Origin of the sequence: Piscicoccus intestinalis NBRC 104926, from assembly GCF_001515525.1 — a bacterium.
Classification (GTDB): Bacteria; Actinomycetota; Actinomycetes; order Actinomycetales; family Dermatophilaceae; genus Kineosphaera; species Kineosphaera intestinalis.
In genome coordinates, this window is record NZ_BCNQ01000123.1 from 1 (window position 1) to 12,261 (window position 12,261).

The 12,261-nt window shown below is 71.9% G+C and carries 11 protein-coding genes; 9 read left to right on the top strand and 2 right to left on the bottom strand.

Annotated features, from left to right (window positions below):
• Positions 1 to 139 precede the first annotated feature (139 nt).
• Both PINTE_RS16385 and PINTE_RS16390 read right to left on the bottom strand, forming a co-directional pair.
• On the bottom strand, positions 140 to 1,402 hold the full coding sequence (locus PINTE_RS16385) for a GNAT family N-acetyltransferase (RefSeq protein WP_068432932.1): 1,263 nt from the start codon (positions 1,400 to 1,402) through the stop codon (positions 140 to 142).
• Between the two features lie 85 nt (positions 1,403 to 1,487).
• Complete coding sequence (locus PINTE_RS16390) at positions 1,488 to 2,795, bottom strand: isochorismate synthase (protein ID WP_373280174.1); 1,308 nt, start codon at positions 2,793 to 2,795, stop codon at positions 1,488 to 1,490.
• 247 nt (positions 2,796 to 3,042) lie between these two features.
• Between PINTE_RS16390 and PINTE_RS16395 the strand changes: the two genes are divergently transcribed.
• From PINTE_RS16395 to PINTE_RS16435, 9 genes are all read left to right on the top strand, one after another.
• The gene (locus tag PINTE_RS16395) at positions 3,043 to 3,738 is read left to right on the top strand and encodes a demethylmenaquinone methyltransferase (protein ID WP_068432934.1); all 696 of its coding nucleotides are present in this window, start codon (positions 3,043 to 3,045) and stop codon (positions 3,736 to 3,738) included.
• An 88-nt stretch (positions 3,739 to 3,826) separates the two neighbouring features.
• The gene (locus PINTE_RS16400) at positions 3,827 to 5,155 is read left to right on the top strand and encodes a geranylgeranyl reductase family protein (RefSeq protein WP_373280172.1); all 1,329 of its coding nucleotides are present in this window, start codon (positions 3,827 to 3,829) and stop codon (positions 5,153 to 5,155) included.
• A gap of 180 nt (positions 5,156 to 5,335) precedes the next feature.
• Positions 5,336 to 5,701 carry an NADH-quinone oxidoreductase subunit A gene (gene ndhC / locus PINTE_RS16405; RefSeq protein WP_068432948.1) on the top strand — a complete coding sequence of 122 codons (366 nt, stop codon included), beginning with the start codon at positions 5,336 to 5,338 and terminating at the stop codon, positions 5,699 to 5,701.
• A 3-nt stretch (positions 5,702 to 5,704) separates the two neighbouring features.
• Complete coding sequence (locus tag PINTE_RS16410) at positions 5,705 to 6,259, top strand: NuoB/complex I 20 kDa subunit family protein (RefSeq protein ID WP_068432936.1); 555 nt, start codon at positions 5,705 to 5,707, stop codon at positions 6,257 to 6,259.
• Positions 6,256 to 7,047 (top strand): NADH-quinone oxidoreductase subunit C, encoded by a 792-nt coding sequence (locus PINTE_RS16415; protein WP_373280173.1) that lies wholly within the window; start codon positions 6,256 to 6,258, stop codon positions 7,045 to 7,047. The genes PINTE_RS16410 and PINTE_RS16415 overlap by 4 nt, the downstream gene beginning before the upstream one ends.
• Entirely contained in the window at positions 7,047 to 8,429 is a 1,383-nt protein-coding gene (locus PINTE_RS16420) for an NADH-quinone oxidoreductase subunit D (RefSeq protein WP_068432938.1), read from the top strand. The genes PINTE_RS16415 and PINTE_RS16420 overlap by 1 nt, the downstream gene beginning before the upstream one ends.
• On the top strand, positions 8,429 to 9,307 hold the full coding sequence (gene nuoE / locus PINTE_RS16425) for an NADH-quinone oxidoreductase subunit NuoE (RefSeq protein ID WP_084343708.1): 879 nt from the start codon (positions 8,429 to 8,431) through the stop codon (positions 9,305 to 9,307). The genes PINTE_RS16420 and nuoE overlap by 1 nt, the downstream gene beginning before the upstream one ends.
• Positions 9,308 to 9,311: 4 nt before the next feature.
• A complete protein-coding gene (gene nuoF / locus PINTE_RS16430) occupies positions 9,312 to 10,625 on the top strand; it encodes an NADH-quinone oxidoreductase subunit NuoF (RefSeq protein ID WP_068432940.1) in 1,314 nt (437 codons plus the stop codon).
• The coding region (locus tag PINTE_RS16435; protein ID WP_068432942.1) for an NADH-quinone oxidoreductase subunit G at positions 10,622 to 12,261 on the top strand (1,640 nt) is incomplete at its 3' end. The genes nuoF and PINTE_RS16435, both read left to right, overlap by 4 nt.

A 12,261-nucleotide genomic window follows, 5' to 3' on the forward strand; every position in this document is an offset into this window, starting at 1 on the left:
TCGCCGCCGACGCCGACAGCCTGCGCGAGCTGGTGCGCGTGCGCCCCGACGGCCTGCGTGTCGTGCACGTGCCGATCCGGGCCACCCCTCGCGCCGACCGCGAGGCGCTGCGCGCGGTGGCGGCCTCCGTCGACGGACCCTAGAACTCCAGCCCACCCACCGGCGCCACCGACGTCGCGAACGCCCGACCCAGCTCGGCGATCGCCCCGGGACGGTGTTCGACGACCTCCCCGGCGGCCGCCAGGGCCGCCCAGCCGCGCAGCCCGAGGTGCACCGCGCCGAGCGCCTGCACGGGCGCCTCGACATCCGCGGTGCCGCTACCCTCCGCCGGCTCGCAGCGGCCCACCCCGTCGTCGCCGACGACCAGCCGCCAGCGCCGCTCGTTCCACGGGCACGTCGGGTCGGCGATCTGCACGCTCACGTCGCAGGGTGCCGCATAGCCCCGCCGCGACAGCGCCGCCCCGACGTCGACCGGCCGCAGCCACAGCCCGTCGGAGACGGTGGGCTCGGCGCCGCGCGGACCGCCCGCCCACCACAACAGCGGGTCGTCGAGCCCGCGATCCGGCAGCACCACCTGCTCGACGAGTTCCTCGGCGACGAGCCGGCGCCCGAGCGCGAGCGTCGCGCCCGCGTCGAGCGCGGTCATCCACTGCACCTCGAGCCGCCCGTTCGGCGGCTGCTGCGGCCAGTCCGAGGTGCGTCGGTAGACGACGGCGCCGACGTCGCGCCCGCCGCGGGTGGCGACGAGGGCGTGCAGCGGCTCCAGGTCGCGACGGGAGGCGGGCACGTCGCGCAGGTGCCCGCGCTCCTTGCGCTCCGGCCACGTGAGCACCCCGAGGGCCGTCGCCGCGCCCTCCAGCGTGATCGCCCGCAGGCGAGCCGCGGTCGCGTCGTCGTCGATGGCGAACAGCGTGCGGACGGTGACGTCGTCGGCGGCGCGCGCCACCGGCTCCGGCGTGTCGAGGCGGGCCCCCTGGCGCACGCGGTAGCGCACGTTCAGCGTGGCGACCGCGTACCCGAACCGCCCGTAGATCCGCGGGTCGCTGGCGGTCAGGCCGCTCCACGCGGCGCCCCGTTCGCGCAGGTCGGCGAGATGGTGGCGGATCATCGTCGACAGCACCCCGCGGCGCCGGTGGTCGGGGTGCACGGTCACCCAGCTCAGCCCGGGCAGGGGCTGAGCGCGTACGGTGCCCAGCGGCCCGGGCTCGGCCATCGTCAGGTCGTAGAACAGGTACCCACCCACCTGCTCACCGTCGCGGAACGCGCCGAACGTGTTGTCGAAGTCGACCTGTTCGAGCAGCGAATCGCGCCACGGGCGCCCTGGGTCGGCGATAAACGCGTAGTCGGTGAGGTCGAGCAGGGCGTCGGCGTCGGCACTGGTCAGCGGTCGGATCGTCGTCACGCCCCCACTGTCGGTCGCCCCGCCCCGCCCAAGCAAACCGATTCTCGGCGGGGCCAGGAGTCCGACAGCAGGCCGACAGGAGGGGTCAGCCGGAGAGGGCGTCGCGCATGGGGACGAGCTTGGCCTCCGACTCGCGCAGCTCCTCGTCGGGGTCGGAGCCGGCGACGATGCCGCAGCCGGCGAAGATCCGGATCCGCCGGGGCTGGTCGGGGTCGAGTTCGCCGGAGCGCAGCGCGATGCCCCACTCGCCGTCGCCGGCGGCGTCCATCCAGCCGACCGGCCCGGCGTAGCGGCCGCGGTCCATGCCCTCGAGCTGCGCGATGAGGGCGTCGGCGGCGGCGCGCGGCGTTCCGCACACGGCCGCCGAGGGGTGCAGCGCGGCGGCCAGGGCCAGCGAGCTGTCTCCGTTGCGGGTGCGGCCGGCCACGTCGGTGGCCAGGTGCATGACGTTCGGCAGGTGCAGCACGAACGGCGACTCGGGCACGTTCATCGACGTGCAATGCGGCGCGAGCGCGTCGGCGACCGAGCGCACGGCGTACTCGTGTTCCTCGAGGTCCTTGCTGCTGCGGGCGAGGGAGCCCGCGAGGGCCAGATCGTGCTCGTCGTCGCCGGTGCGCCGGATCGTGCCGGCGAGCACCCGGGAGGTGACCAGCCCGCGCTCGAGCCGTACGAGCATCTCCGGGGTCGCCCCGAGCAGGCCGTCGACGCAGAACACCCACGTGCGCGGGTAGCCGCGGGCGAGCCGGTCGAGCAGCAGCCGCGCGTCGATCGGGCGCTCGGCCTGCGCGAGCAGGTCGCGGGCGAGCACGACCTTGTCGACCTCGCCGCGCGCGATGTGGCCCACGGCCTGCGCCACCGCCTCCCGGTACTGCGGGCCCGACCGCGCGCCGTCGGCGAACGCGATCGCCCCGTGCGGCTCGGGCGTCGCCACCGGCCCCTTCGCCGGCCTCGCCAAGGAATCACCCTGTGCGGCGCCGGAGTCGACGGTGTCCACACGCTCGATCGTCGTGCGCCACCACGTGCCCTCGCGATGCCCGACGACGACGGCGGGCACGACGAGCGCCGACCCGGCGGGGGAGCCGGCGGCATACGAGAAGCTCGCGAACGCCAGCGGACCGCTGCCGAAGACCCCGACCTCGTCACGGATATCGATGCGGGAGACCGTGTCGGCCCACCACGTTCGGGCGCGGGCGAAGCGCTCGGGTCCGTCTGTGCGCACGGCCGCGACGCAGCCCCACCCGACCATGCCCTCGCCGTCGCGGACCCAGGCGCTCAACTCGTGCGGGCGGCGGCCGCCCGCCAGGAGACCCGGCAGGAGACCCGGCAGCAGGCCCAGCAGCGTCCGCGAGGTGGCGGCCGGGTCGTCGGCGCCGAGCGGGGGGTCGATGGCCACCGTGCGCGCCCGCAGCCGCGGGACCGTGTCGCTGAGTCCCGCCTGGCCCGACTCGTCCCGGCTCCCACGCAGGTCGCGCGCGGCGGGATCGGGCAGGGCAGGGGAGGTCACAAGGGCTCAGCCTACGTCGGCCGGTCGGGCCCGACCGACCGAGCCCGGCCCGTCACGGTGCCGATCGCGTCACGTCGAGCGCGCGCCGCACCGGCCGGTCCTGCCGCGAACACCCCGCTGAGGGACAATGCGGAGCATGACGCGCGCCAGCCTGGAGAAGAAGCCGCAGGAGGTCGCCGCGATGTTCGACGATGTCGCGGCCCGCTACGACCTGACGAACACCGTGCTCACCGGCGGCATCGACCACTACTGGCGGCGCGTGGTCACCGCGGAGGTCGCGGCCCGGCGCGGCGAGACCGTGCTCGACATCGCGGCGGGCACGGGCACGAGCAGCGCCCCGCTCGCCGACGCGGGGGTGCGCGTGGTGCCTGCGGACTTCTCCCTCGGCATGCTGCAGACCGGCCGGCGCCGCCGCCCCGACCTGGCCTTCACCGCGGCCGACGCCATGCGCCTCCCGTTCGCCGACGAGAGTTTCGACGCGGTGACCATGTCGTTCGGGCTGCGCAACGTCGCCGACGTCGGCGCCGCGCTGGCCGAGTTCCGGCGGGTCACCAAGCGCGGCGGCCGGCTCGTCGTCTGCGAGTTCAGCCGTCCGACCAACGCGGTCTTCCGCACCCTCTACCAGCAGGGCGCGCTGCGGGTGCTGCCGATGATCGCCAAACGGGTCAGCTCCGACCCGGAGTCCTATGTCTACCTCGCCGAGTCGATCCAAGCCTGGCCGCACCAGGAAGGCCTCGCCGACAGGATGCGCGACGCCGGCTGGGCCGGTGTCGAGTGGCGCAACCTCACCGGCGGCATCGCGGCCGTGCACCGCGCGGTCCGGCTCGACTGACCGGCACGTAAGGTGCAAGCGGTGCAGGGCAGGTCGACGAGTCGACGAGCCGAGGGGCCGACGGGCCGACGAGCGAGGGCAGATCAGCGTGAGCGCAGCAACAGCAGGTCGCGGTGAAGACACCGCCGACGTCATCGTCGTGGGAGCCGGTCCGGGCGGCTCGGCGACCGCGGCCTACCTGGCCCAGCACGGCCTCGACGTGCTGCTGCTGGAGAAGGCGACGTTTCCGCGCGACAAGATCTGCGGAGACGGGCTGACCCCCCGCGCGGTCAAGGAGCTCGTCAACCTCGGCGTCGACACCACCGGCTGGGCCCGCAACAAGGGCCTGCGCATCGAGGGCGGCGGCCACACGCTGACCCTCGACTGGCCGCGCACCGCGAGCTTTCCCGACTACGGGCTCGTGCGCCGCCGCGCCGAGCTCGACGAGACGCTGGCCCGGCACGCGGTGTCCCGCGGGGCCCGGCTCCTGGAAGGCATGAACGTCACCGGCCCGCTGCGCGACGACCGCACCGGCCGGGTCGCGGGCGTGCAGGTCAAGATCGTCGGCGCGGACGGCCGGGCCACGGGGGAGCGGCGCACGTTTCTCGCGCCCGTCGTCGTGGCCTCCGACGGCGTCTCCTCCCGGCTCGCGACCGCCCTGGGCCGCCAGAAGCGCGAGGACCGGCCGATGGGCGTCGCCGTGCGCACGTATTACACGAGTCCCGCGCGCACCCGCGACGACTACATCGCCTCCTGGCTGGAGCTGTGGGTGCCCGAAGACCCGCAGGCCGACCCGACCCGAGCGGACACCAAGAAGATCCTGCTGCCCGGCTACGCCTGGCTGTTTCCCACCGGAGACGGGTCGGTCAACGTGGGCCTGGGCATGATCGACACCTCCCCGGCCTTCGGCTCCGTCGACTACAAAGACGTGCTGCGCCGTTGGGCGGCCACGCTGCCGCCGGGATGGACGATCTCGCCGGAGACGATGACGGCCCCGGTGCGCGGCGCGGCGCTGCCGATGTGCTTCAACCGTGAGCCGCTGTACGCCGACGGCCTGCTGCTCGTCGGCGACGCCGGCGGCATGGTGAACCCGTTCAACGGCGAGGGCATCGACTACGCGCTGCAGGCCGGGCGGGTGGCCGCCGAGTGCATCGCCCAGGCCCTCGCCCGCGACGACGCGGCGGGCCGGGAGGCGGCGCTGGCCGACTACGAGCGCGCGATGAAGGCGTCGCTCGGCGGCTACTTCACGCTCGGGAGGCAGTTCGCCGGCCTCATCGGCCACCCCGAGGTGATGCGGTTGGCGGTGCGCTACGGCCTGCCCCGCAAGACCCTCATGCGGCTGCTGCTGAAGATCATGGCCAACCTCGGACAGACCCGGGGCGGGCGCCTCGACGACCGCGTGATCGCGGCTCTGACGAGGGTGACCCCTTCCGCCTGAGCGGCGCTGGGAGTCACTAGTATGGGCGCAGTCTGCGCGTGACCTTCACGCTTGCCGAGGGTGCGCGGGCCCGTTTCGGGCCCCGTCCTCGTGCGGCGCGGAGCCTCGCCAGGCCGACCACGGATCGTGATGTCCCGCGACGTCCGGCCGCCGTACCCGAGCGAAAGGGAGCGTGTCGAGATGACCAGCCCCTATCTGCCGATCCTCTTCTTCTTCGCCCTCGGCATCGCGTTCGCGGCCGTGTCGGTGTTGGTGCTGGGGGTTCTCGGCCCGCGCAAGTACAACGCGGTGAAGCTGCAGGCCTACGAGTGCGGCATCCAGCCGTCCCCGCGGGCCGAGGCCGGCGGCCGGTTCCCCGTCAAATACACGACGGTCGCGATGCTGTTCATCATCTTCGACATCGAGGCAGTGTTCTTGTTGCCGTTCGCGGTGGCCTTCGACCAACTCGGGCTCGCGACGCTGCTCGGCGTCACGTTGTTCCTGGTCAACGCGTTCTTCATTGCCGACGCCTATGTGTGGCGCCGCGGCGGATTGGAGTGGGACTGACCCATGGGAATCGAGGAGAAGCTCCCGTCGGGAGTCATGACGGCCAAGATCAGTGAGGTCGCCGGGTTCCTGCTCAAGACCTCCATGTGGCCGGCCACGTTCGGCCTCGCGTGTTGCGCGATCGAGATGATGGCGGTCGGCACGCCCGACTACGACATCGCGCGCTTCGGCATGGAGCGGTTCGCCGCCACGCCCCGGCAGGCCGACCTGATGATCGTCGCCGGTCGGGTGAGCCAGAAGATGGCCCCGGTCGTGCGCCAGGTCTACGACCAGATGCCCGAGCCCAAGTGGGTGCTCTCGATGGGCGTGTGCGCCAGCTCCGGCGGCATGTTCAACAACTACGCGATCGTGCAGGGCGTCGACCACATCGTGCCGGTCGACGTGTATCTCCCCGGTTGCCCGCCGCGACCCCAGATGCTGCTCAACGCGATCATCACGTTGCACCAGCAGATCATCAAGGAGCCGCACCTGGGCGACCGCTCGCAGATCGCCCGTAGGGTCGAGGCGGCCGCCCTCGAGGCGACCCCGACCCACCAGATGAAGGGGCTGCTCGCGTGAGCGACAACGGCGAGAAGAAGGACGAGCGCAAGGAGCCGGTGCAGGCCTCCCAGGAGAGCGGACTGACTCCCGAGGAGGCGGCGCAGGCCAACCTCCCCGCGAGCCCGGGCACCACCCCGGAGCCCGAGGTGCGCGGTGAGCGGCGCGGCATGTTCGGCGTGCGCAACGGCGGCGACACCACCGGCTTCGGCGGCCTGGTCTCCCCGGTGCTGTTCCCGGCGGCGGCCACCCGCCCGTACGGCAGCTACTTCGACGAGGTCGCCGACCAGTTGGAGACGGCGCTGGCCGACCGCGGCGAGACGCAGATCGGTGAGGCGGTCCGCCACGTCGTCGTCGACCGCGGCGAGATGACGCTCTACGTCGCCCGCGAACACCTGCCGGCCGTGGCCCGCGCGCTGCGCGACGCCCCGGCGATGCGCTTCGAGCTGTGCACCGGCCTCAACGGCGTGCACTTCCCGGACCAGAGCGGCCAGGAGTTGCACGCGGTCTACAACTTCGCGTCGATCACCCACGGCGGCCGCCGGATCCGGGTCGAGGTGACCTGCCCCGACTCCGACCCGCACATCCCGTCGATCGTCGAGATCTACCCCGCGGCGACGTGGCACGAGCGGGAGACCTGGGACATGTTCGGCATCATCTTCGACGACCACCCGGCGCTGACCCGCATCCTCATGCCGGACGACTGGCCCGGCCACCCCCAGCGCAAGGACTACCCCCTCGGCGGTATCCCGGTGGAGTACAAGGGCGCCACCGTGCCGCCGCCCGACCAGCGGAGGGCGTACAACTGATGACCGCGAACACGAGCACCGGCGGGGCCACCGCCTTCGACGCCGGCGAGAACGTGCGCGCGACACCGGGCATGTCGGACTCCGAAGAGGGTTACGTCATCAACTCCGGTGGCGCCGACTGGGACGAGGTCTCGGCCGAGGCGATCGCCCACAGCGACGAGCGCATCGTCGTCAACATGGGCCCGCAGCACCCGTCGACCCACGGCGTGCTCCGGCTCATCCTCGAGCTCGACGGCGAGTACGTCACCGAGTGCCGGGTCGGCATCGGCTACCTGCACACGGGCATCGAGAAGAACATGGAGTTCCGCACGTGGACGCAGGGGGTCACCTTCTGCACCCGGATGGACTACCTGACCCCGATGTTCCAGGAGACGACGTACTGCCTGGGCATCGAGCGCCTGCTCGGCATCGAGGACGACATCCCCGAGCGCGCGCAGATCATCCGGGTGCTGATGATGGAGCTGACCCGCATCTCCAGCCACCTCATCTGCATCGGCACCGGCGGCATGGAGCTCGGCGCGACCACGGTCATGACCTGCGGTTTCCGCGAGCGTGAGCGGCTGTTCCGGCTCATCGAGGCCGTCACCGGCCTGCGCATGAACAACGCCTACATCCGCCCCGGCGGCGTCGCCAACGACATGCCGGTGGGCTGGAAGGACATCGTCGACGAGCAGTGGCCGCTGCTGCGCCAGGGCATCAAGGAACTCGAGGCGCTCATCCTCGAGAACCCGATCCTCAAGGGCCGCATGGTCAACGTCGGCTACCTCGACCTCGCGGGCTGCATGGCGCTCGGCATCACCGGTCCGATGCTGCGGGCCGCGGGCCTGCCGTACGACCTGCGCAAGACGAACCCGTACTGCGGCTACGAGACCTACGACTTCGAGGTGCAGACCTGGGACTCCGCCGACTGCTACGGCCGCCTCCGGGTCCGCTTCAACGAGATGTGGGAGAGCCTGAAGATCATCGACCAGTGCATCGAGCGGCTCGAGCGCACCGAGGGCCAGCCGATCATGGTGGCCGACAAGAAGATCGCGTGGCCGGCGCAGCTCGTCGTCGGCGCCGACGGGCAGGGCAACTCGCTGGAGCACATCAAGGAGATCATGGGCACCTCGATGGAGTCCCTGATCCACCACTTCAAGCTCGTCACCGAGGGCTTCCGGGTGCCGCCCGGCCAGGCCTACGTGCCGGTCGAGTCGCCCAAGGGCGAGCTCGGGGCGCACGTCGTCTCGGACGGTGGCACGCGACCCTACCGGGCGCACTTCCGCGACCCGGCGTTCAACAACCTGCAGTCGGCCGCCGCGATCGTCGAGGGCGGCACCGTCGCCGACACCGTCGTGGCCGTCGCCTCGATCGACCCGGTGCTCGGAGGGGTGGACCGCTGATGGCTCACGGCAACCAGCCGAACTACGGCACGTCTCCGTCGACGGAGCTGGCCCCCTACGAGCCCGAGGTGCTCGAGGGGCTCCAGGTCGACGCCGCGGAGATTCTGCGCCGTTACCCGCAGAAGCGCTCGGCGCTGCTGCCGTTGCTGCACCTCGTGCAGAGCATCGACGGCTACATCTCCACGCGCGGCATCGAGTTCTGCGCCGAGAGCGTCGGCCTCACCCCGGCCGAGGTCAGCGGCGTGGCGACCTTCTACACCCAGTACAAGCGCTTCCCGAACGGCGAGTACACGGTCGGCGTCTGCACGAACACGCTGTGCGCGATCATGGGTGGCGACGCGATCTTCGAGCGGGTCAGCGAGCACCTCGGGGTCGGGCACGACGAGACGACGCCCGACGGCAAGATCACGCTCGAGAAGGTCGAGTGCAACGCGGCCTGCGACTACGCGCCGGTCGTCATGGCCAACTGGGAGTTCTTCGACAACCAGACGCCGGAGTCCGCGGTCGAGCTCGTCGACACCCTGCGCTCGGGCGGCGACGCCGTCCCGACCCGCGGAGCCGGCAAGGTGTGCTCGTTCAAGGAGGTCTCGCGGGTGCTCGCGGGATTCCCGGACGGACGGGCCGACGAAGGTCCCTCCGCGGGCCGCGCGTCACTGGAAGGATTGCGGCTGGCCGCGGAGCGCTCGTGGTACGCCCCGGGTTACGGCGGTGGCGCCCCGGACGACGACGTGCAGCGCAGCGAGGCCAGCGCCCCGAGCGTGACCCCGTCCACCGGTGACACCTCGGGCGACCCCAAGACCGGCGGGGAGCAGAGCTCGGCGGACACCCCGGCGAACAGCCCGGGTGAGACGCCGGGAGACGAGAAGGCGGGTGAGTGAGGCCATGTCGACCGAGTTGACCCCCATCCTGACGCGATTCTGGGACGCGCCCCAGTCGTGGCGGCTGGAGACCTACGAGCGCAACGAGGGCTACCAGGCCCTGCGCTCGGCCCTGCAGCGCGAACCCGGCGAGCTCGTGCAGGAGGCGAAGGATTCGGGCCTGCGCGGCCGCGGCGGCGCGGGCTTCCCGACCGGCATGAAGTGGGGCTTCCTGCCTCCGCCGGACGGCGGCCCCCGCTATCTCGTCGTCAACGCCGACGAGTCCGAGCCGGGCACCTGCAAAGACATGCCGCTGCTCATGGCCGCGCCGCAGTTCCTCGTCGAGGGCATGATCATCACCTCGTACGCGATCGGCTGCCACCACGCGTTCATCTACCTGCGCGGTGAGGTCGTGCACGTCTACCGCCGCCTCATGCAGGCCGTGCAGGAGGCGTACGCCGCCGGCTACCTCGGCAAGGACATCCTCGGCTCCGGCTTCGACCTCGACATCACCGTGCACGCCGGCGCCGGCGCGTACATCTGCGGCGAGGAGACGGCGCTGCTGGACTCGCTCGAGGGCCGCCGCGGCCAGCCCCGGCTCAAGCCGCCGTTCCCGGCGGTCGCGGGCCTGTACGCGCGCCCGACGGTCGTCAACAACGTCGAGTCGATCGCCTCGATCCCGCCGATCATGGCGCACGGCGCCACCTGGTTCGGCGGCATGGGCACCGAGCGCAGCAAGGGCTTCGGCATCTTCAGCCTCTCCGGGCACGTCACCCGGCCGGGGCAGTACGAGGCGCCGCTGGGCATCACGCTGCGGGAGCTGCTCGACATGGCCGGCGGCGTCCGCGCCGGGCACGAACTGAAGTTCTGGACCCCCGGAGGCAGCTCGACCCCGCTGTTCACCGCCGAACACCTCGACGTGCCGCTGGACTTCGAGTCCGTCGGCAAGGCGGGGTCGATGCTCGGCACCCGGGCGCTGCAGATCTTCGACGAGACCGTCTCCGTCGTGAAGGCCGTCTCGCGCTGGATCGACTTCTACGCCCACGAGTCCTGCGGCAAGTGCACCCCGTGCCGCGAGGGCACCTACTGGCTCAAGCAGATCCTCACCCGCCTGGAGGCGGGCCAGGGCCTGCCCGGCGACATCGACAAGCTCGACGACATCGCCAGCAACATTCTCGGCCGCGCGTTCTGCGCCCTCGGAGACGGTGCCACGAGCCCGGTCTCCTCGGGCATCAAGTACTTCCGCGAGGAATTCGAGATGGCGATGACGACCCCGGTCGACGTGTCCTTCCCGCCGGAGCGGTCCACCCTGTTCGCGAAGGAGAGCGTGTCCTCATGACCGTCCCGACCAGCCCCGCGTCGGGCAGCAACGCCACCAGCAAGGGTGACGACGCGAGCCTGCCGGCCGCCGCGCCGAAGGTCGAGATGGTCGATCTGAGCATCGACGGCGTCGAGGTCAGCGTGCCCAAGGGTTCGCTCGTCATCCGCGCCGCCGAGGAGATCGGCATCGAGATCCCGCGGTTCTGCGACCACCCGCTGCTCGAGCCCGCCGGCGCGTGCCGCCAGTGCCTCGTCGACGTCGCGACCCCCGGTCCCGACGGCTCGATGCGCCCGATGCCCAAGCCGCAGGCCTCGTGCACGATGACGGTGAGCCAAGGTATGGAGGTCAAGACCCAGCACACCTCGCCGGTGGCCGACAAGGCCCAGCACGGGATCATGGAGTTCCTGCTCATCAACCACCCGCTGGACTGCCCGGTGTGCGACAAGGGTGGCGAGTGCCCGCTGCAGAACCAGGCGATGTCGCACGGGCGGGCCACGAGCCGCTTCGACGACGTCAAGCGCACCTTCCCCAAGCCGGTGCACATCTCCAACCAGGTGCTGCTCGACCGCGAGCGGTGCGTGCTGTGCCAGCGCTGCACCCGCTTCTCCGACCAGATCGCGGGCGACCCGTTCATCGCGCTCGTGGAGCGCGGCGCGCTGCAGCAGATCGGCGTCTACCAGGACGAGCCGTTCGACTCCTACTTCTCCGGCAACACCGTGCAGATCTGCCCGGTGGGGGCGCTGACCGGCGCGATGTACCGGTTCCGGTCCCGCCCGTTCGACCTCGTCTCCACGCCGAGCACGTGCGAGCACTGCGCCAGCGGCTGCAGCCAGCGCACCGACCACCGCCGCGGCACCGTGCTGCGCCGGATGGCCGCGAACAACCCCGAGGTCAACGAGGAGTGGAACTGCGACAAGGGCCGCTGGGCCTTCCAGTACGCGGTCTCCGCCGACCGGCTCACGCACCCGCTGGTGCGCGACGAGCACGGGCAGCTGCAGGTGGCCTCCTGGCCGCAGGCGATCGCGGCGGCCGCCGACGGCCTCGCCACCGCCCGCGCTGCCGGCGGCGTCGGGGTGCTCACCGGTGGCCGAGTGACCGCCGAAGACGCTTACGGCTACAGCAAGTTCGCTCGCACGGTGCTCGGCACCAATGACATCGACTGCCGGTCCCGGGTGCACTCGGCCGAGGAGGCCGAGTTCCTCGCCACCCACGTCGTCGGCACCGGGCCGGAGAACGGTGTGACGTACGCCGCCCTGGAACGGGCTCCCGCGGTGCTCCTCGTCGGCATCGAGCCGGAGGAGGAGTCGCCGATGGTCTTCCTGCGGCTGCGTAAGGCGGCCCGCAAGAACAAGACCTCGGTCTACTCGATCGCGCCGTTCGCGACGCGCAGCCTCACGAAGATGGGCGGCAGCCTCATCCAGGCGGCCCCCGGCACCGAGGCCGACGTGCTCGACGCCCTGACCGTCGACGGCGGCGAACTCGACATTCCCGCGCAGGCGCTGGCACACGACGGGGCTGTCATCCTCGTCGGTGAGCGCCTCGCGACCGTGCCGGGCGGCCTGACCGCCGTGGCGCAGCTCGCGCAGAAGCGCGGCGCGAAGCTCGCGTGGATCCCGCGCCGGGCCGGCGAGCGGGGTGCGATCGAGGCGGGCGC

Coding starts and splice junctions, on each gene's coding strand:
- nuoE (WP_084343708.1), top strand. CDS start 8,429: ATGGCTCACGGCAACCAGCCGAACTACGGCACGTCTCCGTCGACGGAG.
- nuoF (WP_068432940.1), top strand. CDS start 9,312: ATGTCGACCGAGTTGACCCCCATCCTGACGCGATTCTGGGACGCGCCC.
- ndhC (WP_068432948.1), top strand. CDS start 5,336: ATGACCAGCCCCTATCTGCCGATCCTCTTCTTCTTCGCCCTCGGCATC.
- PINTE_RS16395 (WP_068432934.1), top strand. CDS start 3,043: ATGACGCGCGCCAGCCTGGAGAAGAAGCCGCAGGAGGTCGCCGCGATG.
- PINTE_RS16420 (WP_068432938.1), top strand. CDS start 7,047: ATGACCGCGAACACGAGCACCGGCGGGGCCACCGCCTTCGACGCCGGC.
- PINTE_RS16410 (WP_068432936.1), top strand. CDS start 5,705: ATGGGAATCGAGGAGAAGCTCCCGTCGGGAGTCATGACGGCCAAGATC.